Genomic DNA, 12613 nt, shown 5'->3' on the forward strand with positions numbered 1-12613 from the left:
GCGCAAAGGACGCTGTAACGCGTTGAATTATGCAGTAGGATGGATTCGTCAGCCGTAAGGACTTCTTTCGATGCAGTGGCAGGACCATGCGATCATTCTGGGCGTCAAACGCCACGGGGAGACGAGCGTCATCGTCGAGGTGATGACGCGTGATCGTGGCCGCCATCTCGGCCTGGTGCGCTCCGGACGCTCGCGCGCCATGCAGCCGGTGCTGCAGGCGGGCAATGCCGTGGAAGTCATCTGGCGTGCCCGGCTTGACGAGCATCTGGGCGAATTTCGCGTTGAGCCGGTGACGCTGCGCGCTGCCCGGCTGATGGAAACGGCGACCGCCGTCTACGGTGTCCAGGCGATGGGTGCGCTGCTGCGGCTGCTGCCGGAGCGTGATCCGCATCCGCACCTCTTCGATGCGCTTGAGGTCATCCTCGATCACCTGCATAACCCGGCCGATGCTGGCGAACTCTTCGTGCGTTTCGAGCTTGCGGTGCTGAATGATCTCGGCTTCGGCCTCGATCTTGCCGAATGCGCCGCGACGGGCGCCCGTTCCGATCTCGTCTATGTCTCGCCGAAATCCGGCCGCGCCGTCAGCCGCGCTGCTGGTGCGCCCTGGGCGGACAAGATGCTGCTCCTGCCGCCGTTCCTCCGCATCGAAGGCAATCATGCGGCCGACTTCGAAAGTCTCTCAGCCGCATTCCGTCTGACAGGGTTCTTTCTGCATCGCCATGTCTACGAGCCGCGCGGGATCGAAGCCGTAGCAGCCCGCGACGGCTTCGTTCAGGCGGCACTCAAGGCGCTTAATCCAACCCCACGGACGCTTTCTGGTCCGAACGGTGTTTCCGCCTGACCTCCGTTTTTTACCGGTGCAAAACATCCTCCGGATTTGGCGGTTTACCCGCTCATGAGCGCCTCCTATGTCTTCACAGGACTGCCAATCAAGGAGGATCTCATGCTGACCAAGCCCGCATCATCGACAACGATCACGCTCTGGAATGGCCGCGAAATACCGCGTCTCGGCATGGGATGCTGGGCGATCGGCGGTCCCTTCTTCGCCGGCGACACGCCGCTAGGCTGGGGTGATGTCGACGACGATGAATCCGTGGAAGCGATCCACCGCGCCATCGAACTCGGCATCCGCTTCTTCGACACGGCCTCGAACTACGGCGCTGGCCACTCGGAGGAAGTGCTCGGTCGGGCGATCGGCAATCGCGACGATATCGTCATCGCCACCAAGTTCGGCTTCGCCACCGATCCGGAAACCAAGCAGGCAACCGGCGCCTTCGCCGATGAGGCCTTCATCCGCCGTTCGGTCGAGACCTCGCTGCGCCGCCTCGAGCGCGATCGTCTCGATCTCCTGCAGTTCCACCTCAATGATTTTCCGCTGGAACAGTCGGATGCCGTCTTCGATACGCTGGAGGCGCTGCGCGCCGAAGGCAAGATCGATGCGTTCGGCTGGAGCACCGATTTTCCCGATCGTGCCGCCCGTCATACCAGCCGCCAGGGGTACGTCTCGATCCAGCATACGATGAATGTTTTCGAACCGGTGCCGGAGATGATCTCGGTGATCGAGGGGAAAGGCCTGATGTCAATCAATCGCGGTCCGCTGGCGATGGGGCTGCTGACCGGCAAGTTCACCGCCGACAAGGCAGTGGGCGCCAAGGATGTCCGTGGGGCGGCCCTCGACTGGATGGTCTATTTCAAGGACGGGCGTATTGCCCCGGAATTCGCCGCACGGCTCGATGCCGTCCGCGATCTCCTGACATCAGGCGGCCGCACGCTGACGCAGGGCGCGCTTGCCTGGCTCTGGGCACGCTCGCCGCGCACCCTTCCCATTCCGGGCTTCCGCACTGTTGCCCAGGTGGAGGAAAATGCCGGCGCGTTGGAAAAAGGACCGTTGCCGGCCGATATCATGGCGGGCATCGATGCCGCGCTCGATCGCGTGTGATGCTCTAACTCTTTGTTTTCACGCAATTCCGGACGGAAAACCGCTTCGCACTCTTCCCGGAATTGCTCTATGCTGCGGCGCGGCGCTTAAGCGCCCAGCCTTCCGGCCTCTCTTCAACGATGCGGACGGTGTCACCGATTGTGATCCTGCCGCTGCCGCGCGGCGTGACGTTCCAGCCGAAGAGCGGGCCCGGCACGCGCCGGTCGGCCGACATGCGGATGCGGCCCATGGCCGGCATCGGGTTTGGTCCCTCGCGGGACCCGGTCAACTGGTCCTGAGTCGTCATGATGCAGCGGGAGCAGGGCTTGACGAGATCGAAGCGGATGCCGGCGATCTCGATCGCCGCCCAGCGGTCCTCCGGCCAGGCCTCGTCGGTATCGACGACGATGTTCGGACGAAAGCGTTCCATGCCGACACTGCCTTCGCCATGGGCGGCGAGATCGGCATTTAACGCTTTCAGCGAGCCGGTCGTCGTTACCAGGATCTGATAGCCGTCGGTAAAGGTGACGGGCGTGGCTTCACCGGCCCATTCGGCATTCGCCGTCCGCCGTGCCTGCCCGTCGAAGAAGACGAGGCGCACCTCGCGGCCAAGCCATTCGGAAAGCTGCCGGTTGCTCTCCGGATCGGCGACGGCGGCGCTGACGACAGATTTCCATACAGTCACATCCATGCGGGTTTCAGGCCGAGGCGGCGCTACCGATATGTCCGTTTTCCCCTGCATCAGCAGCCGAAAGGCGCTCGCTTCCGGTCGCACTTCGATGCGCGCGAGGTCGGGCAGCTCGCGCTGGGTGATGAAGTGCCCTTGCGCATCGGTGATCATCGCCCGCCGGTCGCCGGGAAGCCCATAGGCGTCGATGTCGGCGGCCGGCAGCGCAATGCCGCGGGCGCTCTTGAGCGGGTAGATGAAGAGGTCGCTGACACGCATGTTGTGCTCCTAGATTTCATCCATGAAGGCCGAGAGGAATTCGCGCAGGCTTTTATCGCGCGCGGCCGCCAGCCTGCGGCCGGTCTCGGTCTGGAATCCTTCCGCCAGTTTGAACAGCTTCGTCTGGAAATGGTCAATGGCATAACGCTTGTCATCGAACGGGCGGTCCGCTGCCGCCGGGTCGAACGGATCGTAGAGCCTGGATCCCAGTCGCCCGGCGATATAGAAGCAGCGTGCGACGCCGACCATGCCGATCGCGTCCAGCCGGTCGGCATCCTGCAGGATCTTCGCCTCCAGCGTCTGCGGCGTCACCCCGGCCGAGAAACTGTGCGCGGTGATTGCGTGGGCTGCGTCTTCGATATCGGCCTCGCTCCAGCCGAGTTCCGCCAGGATCGCCGATGCCTTCTCCGCCGCCAAAGCCGATGCTTTTGCCCGCAGCGGCGAATTCTTCTCGACGGCGACGCAGTCGTGCAGCAGCACGGAAGCGGCAAGAACTCGCCCGTCGCCGCCTTCTTCCGCATGGATGCGCATGGCATTCCTGAAGACGCGCAGAATATGGGCAAGATCGTGCGAGCCGTCGTCGCCGTCGGCCGCATGCGCAATCAGCGCCGCGGCAAGCGTTTCGTGTGGGGAGAAGGCTTCAGCCGCGAACATAGCGCCACCTGTCATGAGGAAGATCGTTTTCCGCCGATAGGCATCGGCGCGGAATGGAATGCGGGCGGTAAAAGGATGCGACAACGAAGATCTCAGGAATCGCAGCCGATTTTGTAGCGGCTTGCCGTGCGAGTCGCAATCGAGAGGGATCTCAGTGCTTGGCTTCAGGAAGATGCGTCACGCCGCCGTTCGGCGGCAGGGAGAGAAGATGGGGCACGTCACGCGCCGGTCGCGGCGGACTGATGTGATAGCCTTGGATCTCGTCGCACTCCTCGCATTCGAGCAGCGCCAGCTGCGCGGCCGTTTCGACGCCCTCGACGGTGACGCGCATGCCGAGCGCATCGCCGAGCAGGATGATCGCGTGCATGATCGCATGCGCTTCCTTGTTGTCGACGATGTCGTTGACGAAGGACTTGTCGATCTTGATCTTGTCGAAGGGGAAGCTCGAGAGATAGCTCAGTGAGGAATAGCCGGTTCCGAAATCGTCCATCGAGATGCGGATGCCGCGCTCCTTCAGCGCATGCAGGATCGGCAGCACGTCGCTTAGATTTTCCATCAGCACGCTCTCGGTGATTTCGAGTTCAAGCCGCGACGGCAACAGCGCCGCGGCGGCAAGCGCCTCGCTGACATCTCGCGTCAGGTCGCTGCTGCTGAATTGGATTGCCGAAACGTTGACGGCGATCTTGATGCCCTCCGGCCATTGCGCTGCATCGTTGCAGGCCCGGTGCAAAACCCAACGGCCGATATCAACGACAAGGCCCACCTCTTCGGCAAGCGGAATAAAATCCATCGGCGGAACGCGGCCTCGAGCCGGGTGGTTCCAACGGATCAACGCTTCGAAGCCACAGATGCGCCGCTGCACGAGGTCATAAAGCGGCTGGTAGTGCAGCTCGAATTCTTCATTCTCAACGGCTGCTCTGAGGTCCGCCTCCAGCGCGTGGCGCAGCTGGATCTGCGCTTCCATCTCGCTGGCGAAGAAACGTTCGCGTTTGCGGCCGTCCGCCTTGGCATGTGACAGCGCCACGCCGGCATTTTTCAACAGGATATCGGTTTCCTCGCCATCCTCAGGGGCGATTGCGATGCCCATGGAGACGCTGAGCTCCACCTGTTTTTCGCCGTGGAGGAATGGTTTGGAAAGCTCCCGGCGGATCCGCTCGGCAAGCGCCGTCACGTTCCGGGGCTGCTGCCTGCCCGTCTGCAGGATGGCGAATTCGTCCGAGCCGAGGCGCGCCAGGGTGTTTTCCGAACCGGCCGAGGCTCGGATGCGCTCGGCGACCTGCAGCAGGATCTTGTCGCCGGCCGAAACGCCCATCGTGTTGTTGATCGATTTGAACCGGTCGAGATTGAGGTGAACGAGGGCAATCTGCTGATCTGGCCTGCGCTCTGTGAGCGTCGCATCCACCTGCTCGCGGAAATGGATGCGATTCGGAAGGCCGGTCAGCGGGTCGTGGTGGGCGAGATAGGTGATGCGCTCGGCCGCCCTTCGATCCTCGGTAATATCGGCATGAATGGAAATGTTGCTGCCGTCGGAAAGGATAGTCACCATGCTCTGGATGATGCGGCCATCGTCCATCAACCATTCGCGCCGACGGAGACTACTGCTCCTTGCGGTTGCGGAGGAATGTCGCCCGGTCCGCCGGCCGGGCTTGGCGCTGGCGCTCTCCGTGCCGCGCATTTTGGCCGTGAGATCGGCGATTGTCGCGCCGGCAATGACATCTTCGTCCGTCAGGTCGAAGAGCTGGCGGAAGCGGGTGTTGGAAAGCGTCAGCCGCTGGTCGGAGTCGAAGACGCTGAGACCGAGCGGCAGGTTGTTGAGGATGATTTCGAAGAGCTTTTTCTGTCCGTCGAACGCTTTGCTGAGGGCGGAAATATTGCCTCTCAGCGCATGGTTTTCCCTTAGCAGCGTTTCCGCGCTTCTCTCGATTTCGTCATAGTCGCTTTCATGGACGCGATAGGTCGCGATCACAAGATCCATCAGGCGCTGCGCATCGATCGATCCATCGGCGGTGACGGCCTCGGTACATTGCCGCCAGAAGAGCGCTTCAGCTTTCATGTGAATGCGTCTCGCGGGACGACAGCGGAGGGAAGCATCCGCGTTTGATGAACGTGCCTCATTTCGCCGGACATAGAAGACCTTTCTAAAATGAATACAGAGATTGATTTTGATAAGCTGGACGCCTGCTGGTGATGCGTGGATGCCCATTTTGTATGGCCCGGATTAATATTCGGTTGCAGTGCAGCAGAGACCTCGCGGCGTTAGACGTTTGTTTTATATGTGAAAAATACCTGAAATACGGAGAAAAGCGGCCCCCTGATGCTGGCAGAGGCCTGCGCTCGCGCATTCCGTTAACTTTTGTCAATCATCGTTAATGAGAAGTTAACAACTTATTGACGCACTGCGCAAATCAGTTTAACCACCGAGTCAACAGTGATTTTCCCAGTTCGTATTGCGTGCAAACACCACCGGCAAAAGGCGGTGAATGGAGGTTTGTATGACCAGCACTACATCCGTTTCAGACACGTCATATGCATATCTGGCGACTCTTTCGCGCCTCGATGCCAATGGCGATGGCGTCCTCAGCCGCGGCGAACGTGCGGCCGATGAGAAGCCCGGCATCATCAAAGAACTCCTCGAAGAGGACAAAACCAGCGAGACGCAGCCGAAGTTTTCCGGCAGCCTGATTGCGCTGATGATGGACACGCGTGACAGTGCCACGGCAAGCAGCATTGCCGTTTCCTATCCATTGCAGCAGACCGCGCCGGCGACAGGCGATCAGCCCGAGGATCTCTACCGCAAGACCTACGGCCAGTTCGATTTCGACGCGGTCGCCTGAACGGCGTGCCGATCCGGATGATCAAGCCGGCCGTTGGTAGGCTTTTCTCGTTACGTCTTCTTCGTGCGATCTTCCTCGGTCAGGAACACCTTCCGGTTTGACACGTTCAGAAGGACAACCGGACGGAAGGAGATCTCCATGAAAGCCATGCGCATTATCGCCGCCCTGAGCCTGCTTGCGGTTGCATTGCCGGCGGGCGCTCAGGACAAGCAGACGGCGGTTGCCAATTTCGTCGGCAAGGACGGCAAGGAGGACGGTCGCGCGCAACTGACGGCTGCCGCCACTGGCGGCGTCCTGATCGAAGTCGAGATATCGGGACTGCCGGTGAATAAATGGGTGGCCTTCCATGTTCATGAGACCGGCCGCTGCGACGCCGCGACCCATCACGAATCGGCGGGCGGCCACTTCAATCCTGAGAAGGCCGAGCACGGCATTCTTGCCGCCAAGGGTCCGCACGCCGGCGATATGCCCAATCAATATGTCGGGCAGGACGGCGTGCTGCGGGCGCAGGTCTTCGACAGCATGGTCACGCTCGACGGCAAGACCGACGGCATTCGCGGCCGTGCATTGATGGTGCACGCCAATTCGGATGATTATCGAAGCCAGCCTTCGGGTGATGCCGGGGAAAGACTTTCCTGCGGCGTCATTCAATAGGCTATGGCGCAATTCTCAGATCGGCATCGATTAACAACAAAATTGGGAATTCGAAGTGCACAGCGCCGCGGGTCTTAAAAACACCCGCGGCGCTGCAATGTCTTACTGCCGCGTCGGCGTCGGTTTTTCGGCCGTCGCCTTGCCGTTGGACGTTTTTGCCGGCGCGGCATCTGAAGCATCCGGCGCAGCGTCAGGATTGTCGTCGAAGGCGAGTTTCACGCGCTTCACCATGTCACGGCTGACCAGCCACCAGTCACCGGTCTTTGCCCAGTAGCGCAGCGCTACGGAGATCGTGCCGTCACCAAGGCTGTCGATGAAGACGCTGGGTGCCGGTGACGTCAGCACCCTGGAATCGGCTTTGGCAAGGTTCATCAGCCTCTCCATCGCCAGATCGATGTCATCCTCATAGGCGACGCTGATTTTCAGCTCGTTCCGCCGGGTGGGTTCGCGGCTAAAATTGGTAATCGGCGTGTTCCAGAGCGTCGAATTCGGCGCCAGCCGGTAAAGCCCGTCGCCGGTTTTGAGCTCGGTTGCAAACAATCCGATTTCGCGTACCGTGCCGGCCACGCTGCTGGTCTCTATATATTCGCCGACGCGGAACGGCCTGAGGATCAGCAGCATGATGCCGGCGGCGATATTCTGCAGCGTGCCTTGCAGCGCCAGTCCGATCGCCAGGCCTGCCGCGCCGAGGGTTGCGATGATCGAGGCGGTCTGGACGCCGAATTGACCGAGCACGGTGATGAACACCAGAATGAGCAGGGCATAGCGCAGCACATTGGTGAAGAAACGCGCTAGCGTCTCGTCGATGCCATGAACGCGCGACAGGCCTTCATAGGCCCAACGACTGGTAAAACCGGCCAGCGCCCAGCCAAGAACGAGAAGGATCACCGCCCCGAGGACAGAGAAGGAATATTGCACGGCAAGCGCGCTTGCCTGGCTGAGCGCCGTTTGCGTGGCGAGGAGGACATCGGCTGCCTGTTGTTCCATGATCTGGCCCTGTCGATTGTGCGTGATCGGGGCCTAGATGGAGCGGCTGGCGGCAGCGTCAACCGCAAGCGGCGTCCCGGATAGCAAGGACGAAGGGCGCGTTGCCGTCGGCATCGGCGCCACGTCCGATTGCCCGCACCGCCGCAACCAGCCGGCCGCTGCGGCCGAGCAGCGCGTCACCGATTTGGATCAGCCGGGCATTCGGTGTCGCGAAAGGCGAGGCGGCCCGCAGCCGGCGGGCAAGCGTTTCGTCGCTTTGATCGGGTGCCAGCGACAGCGCGGCGATGAGGGCTGCGGCCGGCGATCGCGACACACCCATCCAGCAATGGATGAGCAGCGGCGTCTCCTGCCGCCACGAGGCGGCAAAGTCGATAATCCCGCGCACATGCGTCTCATCAGGCGCTACGAGATTGCCGGTGCCCTTGAAGACGATGTCGTTCATAGCAAGCGTCAGATGACGTTCGGCCGCGATCACGCCCGGCCGGTGAAAGGCCTGCTCCTTGGCGATCAGGCTGATCATGTCGCGCGCCTTGTGGCGCACCGCCATCTCCGCGATGCGCGACAGCGGCGAGACGACGATGAAGGTCACGATACCATCTCCCGCTCGACCTCGATCGCGGCGAAGCGCTCGCAGAACAACCGCTGTGCTTCGATGGCCGGCAAGGGCTCGATCATCAGCATGTCCTTGCTGATGCCGCGCGGCTGGCCGAAGAATTTCTGTGCCTCGGCAGGTGTGAAACCTGCAAGCACGGTCGCTTCGAAATAGGCGGCGATCGTATCGGCCTTTTTGATTCGGTCCTTGAGGTCGCGCGAGGGATGCGGCGGCAGGCCGAAGCGCAGGTGCACGGCGGCCTCCAGCCGCTTTTCCACCGTCTTGTAGCCGCCGCCGACCACCGATTTGAACGGCGAGATCATGTCGCCGATCACATATTCGGGCGCATCGTGCAGCAGCGCCATCAGGCACTCCTGCGGCCGCGCGTCGTTGAAGCGACGGAAGATATCCTCGACGACGAGACTGTGCTGGGCCACCGAGAAAGCATGATCTCCGGAGGTCTGGCCGTTCCAGCGGGCCACACGCGCAAGCCCGTGCGCGATGTCGATGAGTTCGACGTCGAGCGGCGAGGGGTCGAGCAGGTCGAGCCTGCGCCCGGACAGCATGCGCTGCCAGGCACGCGGAGCTTTCGTCGTTGTCACGCGCTGGCCTCGTCGCCGCTTGTAGGAAAGACAAGGCCGGACCATGCCGGCAGGACGAGGGAAACAGGCGTGTCGCCGGCGAGCAGTGGCGTGCCTGCCGCCATTGCAGCGCCGGCACGGTCGATGCGCACGATCGCAAGTCCATTGCCGCCGTCGACCGAACCGAGTGTTCCCACAGGCTTGCCGGCGGCGGTAATCTCCGTCCCGGTCCCTGGCAGGGCCGTTGCGGCGGACACCGTCACGACGCGCCGGCGCGCTGTGCCGCGATGCTGCATGCGCGAGACGACCTCCTGGCCGACATAGCAGCCTTTCCTGAAGGAGAGGCCGCCGTTGAAATCCATCAGCACGTCATGCGGGAAGGCGTCCTGCAGGGCGAAGTCCGATCCTGATGTGACGATGCCGTGGCTGATGCGCAGCGCGTCGTAGAGCGCTTCGCTGCCATCGCCGTGTCTTCGTGCCCGACGGGTGAGCGTGACGCCCGCCTTGGCGAAGCGACTGTCTCGGGCGCCCTGGCTGCCCCGGGCGCCTTGGCTGACCCGGACGCCTTGGCTCTCCCGGACGCCCTCGGCACCCTCGTCCCAGGAAACGGTAACGCCCTCTTCGGTGCTTGGCGCAAGTGTGACGGCGGCCCGCAGCTTGTACATTGTCAGCCGCTTCAGCAGGCTGTCGCGCTGGCCGGCATCGGTCTCGATCGTGTAACCTTCGCCGTCCCGCCAGATCATGAAGTCGAACAGGATCTTGCCCTGCGGCGTCAGCAATGCCCCGGGCCGCGCCTCGTCGGCCTCAAGCGCAGTGATGTCGGTGGTGATCAGGTTCTGCAGGAAGGATTGGGCTTCCGCGCCGCTGACGAAGAGCAAGGAGCGGTCTTTCAGGAATACGGCTGGCATGGCGGAACCTGTCGCGTTGGTTATCGCTCAGAGGTATGTCTTCATGAGGTGGATCGCAAGCGCCATGCGAAACGTGAAAAGCGCAGGCGAGACGGGCATCAATCGCCCGCTGTGAAGAATTTCCATTTACCCTCAGGCGTAATGCCGAGGCGGTAGAAATTATATCCGCCGAATTCCTGCATGTCGGAGAGATCGCCGGCCGTGACGATGCGCAGCAGCTCGACGCGTTCCGGCGGTGTCAGCGACTTCAGGTCCTTCTCGGCAAAATAGGGCCAGACATACATGTCGTCTGCTGTGCCCTGGCCGACATGCACGAAGCCGGTCGAGATGATGTCGAGCATGATGGCAAGGATCTCGTCGCCGTCAGGATCGCCCGACAGATCCTTCAGCGTGCCGATCGGATCGTCGGTCGGTTCGCCCACAGTCACCTGCGTCTGGTCGGCACCAGTGCCCATCAGCGGCCGCAGCCGCTCGAGATCGCCGGAGGCGGCCGCCTCGACGATTTGCTCGCGCATCTTGCGAACCGGCTCTGGCACCTTGCTGATATCGTAGATTACCTCGGTGGGCTTGGAATTGTCCTGAGCGCCCGGCGTCTTGTCGACACCCTGATTGTTCTGGCTGTTGACCAGTGGATCGGCCATGGGAACACCGGGAGTGGACCCGCCCTGCGGCTGGCTCTGTCCCTGGGCGCTTCCCTGTGCGGGCGTCTCGTTGGCCGCCTGGCCGGGGATCTTGTGCAGTTCGGAAAGCGCGTAGGCTGCCGGCGCAAGGAAAACATTGCCGGCGGCGAGGCTGAACGCAAGCAGCACCGGCGCGAGCGAAATTCGCGAAACTTTCTCTTTACCGGTGTGCATCAAACTCTCTGATAACAATTATTGCAGGGTGCGGTTCGCGGAGAATTCGCCGGCAAGCATGCGCTCACGCAGCGAATCCAACAGGGCTTCGGCGCTCTTTTCCCCATGCAATCTGATCGTCTCGCGCAGCGCATGTGCAATGGCGGCATCAGCGATGATTTCAGGCTCGATTCCGTCGGCCATGCCGTCGGCCCAAGCTTCGTTCTGGTACTCCAGAGCTGCCTGCATCTTTTCGTGGACGATCATGTCGTCGATGTCGTTGAGGCTTGCTTCCATTGTTTTTTCCTCAGAACTTCTCATGTCTTACTGCACCGTTAACAACACTAACAGCCTTTTCCCAAAACGACACGTCCGCTTGCGAAAACAGGTTAATTAAACGTCAATTTCCAAAGCGCGAGGTAATTTCTGTGGCAAGTGTTGCACCTTCGTTACGGTAGCGCTCTTCTGCCACGATGGCCGCCGGGGTGCAATCCGTATAGACCGAGGCGAAGGCGCGATAGCCGCGATTGAAGGCTGCTGTCAGCTTTTCTTTGCGCTGCGGCTCGTTGCCGGTCTCCGAATCGAGCAACTGCTGCATGCCGTTTCGCCACTCGTCGCCGCCAGGCGCCTTGCAGAGCGTTCTCAGATAATGCACCGAACCCAGCACCTCGGCGAACCGCGCCAGCTTGTCGTCATAGGGCACGATCACAGCAGGTGGGGGCGCAATTTCCTCCTGCTGTGGAGGCGGCGTATTCTTGCCCTGCGCCATCGTGGGGCCGGCGAGCACGAGCAGGGACAGGAAAACGCGTCGAACGGGAATCATGCACCCAGTTGATACGTTGAGCATGACGGCAACAAGGCGTGCTTCAAAGTTTCCACGTCTATTCGCCGCCCGCCAGCCGCTCCGCGCATTCGAGCACGCTCTGCGGCACGGGCAATCGCCGGATTTCCTCTACCGTGTACCAGCCGAGGGCAACCGCATCGTCGGCGGCTTCCGCCACCGCATCCCGATCGGCATCGACGCGAAAGACCGACAGGAAAAAGTGGCTGCTGACACTGCCGTCGGCCGCATGCGTCTTCAGGTCGTAGGTCGAAAACAGCCGCGGATTCCGTGCCGAAATGCCGGTCTCTTCATGGAGTTCGCGCAATGCCGTTTGCTCCGGCGTTTCGCCAGGCTCGGCCCGCCCGCCGGGAAAGGCATACATGTCGGCGGAAGGCGGATTGCGTCGCAACACCAGAAGGAATCGTCCATCACGTTCGAGAATGGCGGCTGAGCCGGGTTTAGCGGTGGAGGTCATCGGGACTGCTCTTGCTGTGATGGCTCATCTTATCGAATGAATAGTGCCACGAGGATTCGAAAGGTGCTTCCGTGACCTACATCATTTTTGCGTTTGCTGCCCTCTTCGAGATCGCCGGCTGCTTTGCCTTCTGGGCATGGCTGAAACTCGAAAAACCCGTCTGGTGGCTGGCGCCGGGCATGGTCTCCCTGGCGCTTTTCGCCTGGCTTCTGACGTTGGTGCCGAGCGAGGCCGCCGGCCGCACCTTCGCAGCCTATGGCGACATCTACATCCTCGCTTCGCTGCACTGGCTGTGGCTGGTCGAAGCCCGCGTGCCTGATCGTTACGATATCGGCGGTGCGCTGATCTGCCTTGCCGGCGCCAGCCTCATCCTCTTCGCGCCGAGAGGCTGAGGCGTCTTGACGGAGC

At 61.8% G+C, this 12613-nt stretch carries 16 protein-coding genes; 5 read left to right on the forward strand and 11 right to left on the reverse strand.

The genetic code is table 11. The features are described from left to right. Nucleotides 1-70: 70 nt before the first annotated feature. Both recO and AC244Q_RS05785 read left to right on the forward strand, forming a co-directional pair. Nucleotides 71-841, forward strand: coding sequence for a DNA repair protein RecO (recO, locus tag AC244Q_RS05780; protein ID WP_012756792.1), 771 nt, complete (start codon nt 71-73; stop codon nt 839-841). A 102-nt stretch (nt 842-943) separates the two neighbouring features. Beyond that, nucleotides 944-1939 (forward strand): aldo/keto reductase, encoded by a 996-nt coding sequence (locus tag AC244Q_RS05785; protein ID WP_012756793.1) that lies wholly within the window; start codon nt 944-946, stop codon nt 1937-1939. A 67-nt stretch (nt 1940-2006) separates the two neighbouring features. On the opposite strand, the gene AC244Q_RS05790 is transcribed toward AC244Q_RS05785, so the two are convergent. The 3 genes from AC244Q_RS05790 to AC244Q_RS05800 all read right to left on the reverse strand — a co-directional run bounded on the left by AC244Q_RS05790 (nt 2007) and on the right by AC244Q_RS05800 (nt 5571). Beyond that, on the reverse strand, nt 2007-2864 hold the full coding sequence (locus AC244Q_RS05790; RefSeq protein WP_012756794.1) for an MOSC domain-containing protein: 858 nt from the start codon (nt 2862-2864) through the stop codon (nt 2007-2009). 9 nt (nt 2865-2873) lie between these two features. Further along, on the reverse strand, nt 2874-3533 hold the full coding sequence (locus AC244Q_RS05795; protein WP_171815713.1) for an HD domain-containing protein: 660 nt from the start codon (nt 3531-3533) through the stop codon (nt 2874-2876). A gap of 136 nt (nt 3534-3669) precedes the next feature. Then, entirely contained in the window at nt 3670-5571 is a 1902-nt protein-coding gene (locus AC244Q_RS05800; RefSeq protein ID WP_128407185.1) for a putative bifunctional diguanylate cyclase/phosphodiesterase, read from the reverse strand. A gap of 427 nt (nt 5572-5998) precedes the next feature. On the opposite strand from AC244Q_RS05800, the gene AC244Q_RS05805 reads away from it, so the two are divergent. Then, the gene (locus AC244Q_RS05805) at nt 5999-6352 is read left to right on the forward strand and encodes a hypothetical protein (protein WP_171815675.1); all 354 of its coding nucleotides are present in this window, start codon (nt 5999-6001) and stop codon (nt 6350-6352) included. Nucleotides 6353-6490: 138 nt separating this feature from the next. After that, a complete protein-coding gene (locus AC244Q_RS05810; RefSeq protein WP_012756798.1) occupies nt 6491-7006 on the forward strand; it encodes a superoxide dismutase family protein in 516 nt (171 codons plus the stop codon). Between the two features lie 102 nt (nt 7007-7108). Here AC244Q_RS05810 and AC244Q_RS05815 read toward each other — a convergent pair whose 3' ends face one another. The 8 genes from AC244Q_RS05815 to AC244Q_RS05850 form a co-directional block, all read right to left on the reverse strand. After that, nucleotides 7109-7993, reverse strand: coding sequence for a mechanosensitive ion channel family protein (locus AC244Q_RS05815; RefSeq protein WP_012756799.1), 885 nt, complete (start codon nt 7991-7993; stop codon nt 7109-7111). Between the two features lie 58 nt (nt 7994-8051). After that, nucleotides 8052-8582, reverse strand: a complete 531-nt coding sequence (locus AC244Q_RS05820; RefSeq protein ID WP_113547993.1) for a tyrosine phosphatase family protein — start codon at nt 8580-8582, stop codon at nt 8052-8054. After that, on the reverse strand, nt 8579-9187 hold the full coding sequence (locus AC244Q_RS05825; protein WP_029872987.1) for an HD domain-containing protein: 609 nt from the start codon (nt 9185-9187) through the stop codon (nt 8579-8581). The genes AC244Q_RS05820 and AC244Q_RS05825 overlap by 4 nt, the downstream gene beginning before the upstream one ends. Then, nucleotides 9184-10074 (reverse strand): CAF17-like 4Fe-4S cluster assembly/insertion protein YgfZ, encoded by an 891-nt coding sequence (ygfZ, locus tag AC244Q_RS05830; protein ID WP_128407186.1) that lies wholly within the window; start codon nt 10072-10074, stop codon nt 9184-9186. The genes AC244Q_RS05825 and ygfZ overlap by 4 nt, the downstream gene beginning before the upstream one ends. Before the next feature lie 98 nt (nt 10075-10172). Next, nucleotides 10173-10928 (reverse strand): hypothetical protein, encoded by a 756-nt coding sequence (locus AC244Q_RS05835; RefSeq protein WP_128407187.1) that lies wholly within the window; start codon nt 10926-10928, stop codon nt 10173-10175. A gap of 18 nt (nt 10929-10946) precedes the next feature. Next, nucleotides 10947-11204 carry a hypothetical protein gene (locus AC244Q_RS05840; protein WP_003546972.1) on the reverse strand — a complete coding sequence of 86 codons (258 nt, stop codon included), beginning with the start codon at nt 11202-11204 and terminating at the stop codon, nt 10947-10949. 103 nt (nt 11205-11307) lie between these two features. Beyond that, a complete protein-coding gene (locus tag AC244Q_RS05845; RefSeq protein ID WP_206641101.1) occupies nt 11308-11754 on the reverse strand; it encodes a TIGR02301 family protein in 447 nt (148 codons plus the stop codon). A gap of 34 nt (nt 11755-11788) precedes the next feature. After that, on the reverse strand, nt 11789-12205 hold the full coding sequence (locus AC244Q_RS05850) for an NUDIX hydrolase (protein ID WP_128407188.1): 417 nt from the start codon (nt 12203-12205) through the stop codon (nt 11789-11791). Nucleotides 12206-12276: 71 nt separating this feature from the next. On the opposite strand from AC244Q_RS05850, the gene AC244Q_RS05855 reads away from it, so the two are divergent. Next, nucleotides 12277-12597 (forward strand): YnfA family protein, encoded by a 321-nt coding sequence (locus AC244Q_RS05855; RefSeq protein WP_128407189.1) that lies wholly within the window; start codon nt 12277-12279, stop codon nt 12595-12597. Nucleotides 12598-12613: the final 16 nt, after the last annotated feature.

The sequence above is a fragment of the Rhizobium sp. CB2179 genome, from assembly GCF_057653455.1.

Excerpts from the sequence above, each read along its gene's own strand:
- AC244Q_RS05840 (WP_003546972.1), bottom strand. The coding sequence starts at position 11,204 with ATGGAAGCAAGCCTCAACGACATCGACGACATGATCGTCCACGAAAAG.
- AC244Q_RS05785 (WP_012756793.1), top strand. The coding sequence starts at position 944 with ATGCTGACCAAGCCCGCATCATCGACAACGATCACGCTCTGGAATGGC.
- AC244Q_RS05845 (WP_206641101.1), bottom strand. The coding sequence starts at position 11,754 with ATGCTCAACGTATCAACTGGGTGCATGATTCCCGTTCGACGCGTTTTC.
- AC244Q_RS05835 (WP_128407187.1), bottom strand. The coding sequence starts at position 10,928 with ATGCACACCGGTAAAGAGAAAGTTTCGCGAATTTCGCTCGCGCCGGTG.
- recO (WP_012756792.1), top strand. The coding sequence starts at position 71 with ATGCAGTGGCAGGACCATGCGATCATTCTGGGCGTCAAACGCCACGGG.
- AC244Q_RS05805 (WP_171815675.1), top strand. The coding sequence starts at position 5,999 with ATGGAGGTTTGTATGACCAGCACTACATCCGTTTCAGACACGTCATAT.
- AC244Q_RS05790 (WP_012756794.1), bottom strand. The coding sequence starts at position 2,864 with ATGCGTGTCAGCGACCTCTTCATCTACCCGCTCAAGAGCGCCCGCGGC.
- AC244Q_RS05850 (WP_128407188.1), bottom strand. The coding sequence starts at position 12,205 with ATGACCTCCACCGCTAAACCCGGCTCAGCCGCCATTCTCGAACGTGAT.
- AC244Q_RS05810 (WP_012756798.1), top strand. The coding sequence starts at position 6,491 with ATGAAAGCCATGCGCATTATCGCCGCCCTGAGCCTGCTTGCGGTTGCA.
- AC244Q_RS05795 (WP_171815713.1), bottom strand. The coding sequence starts at position 3,533 with ATGACAGGTGGCGCTATGTTCGCGGCTGAAGCCTTCTCCCCACACGAA.
- ygfZ (WP_128407186.1), bottom strand. The coding sequence starts at position 10,074 with ATGCCAGCCGTATTCCTGAAAGACCGCTCCTTGCTCTTCGTCAGCGGC.
- AC244Q_RS05800 (WP_128407185.1), bottom strand. The coding sequence starts at position 5,571 with ATGAAAGCTGAAGCGCTCTTCTGGCGGCAATGTACCGAGGCCGTCACC.
- AC244Q_RS05815 (WP_012756799.1), bottom strand. The coding sequence starts at position 7,993 with ATGGAACAACAGGCAGCCGATGTCCTCCTCGCCACGCAAACGGCGCTC.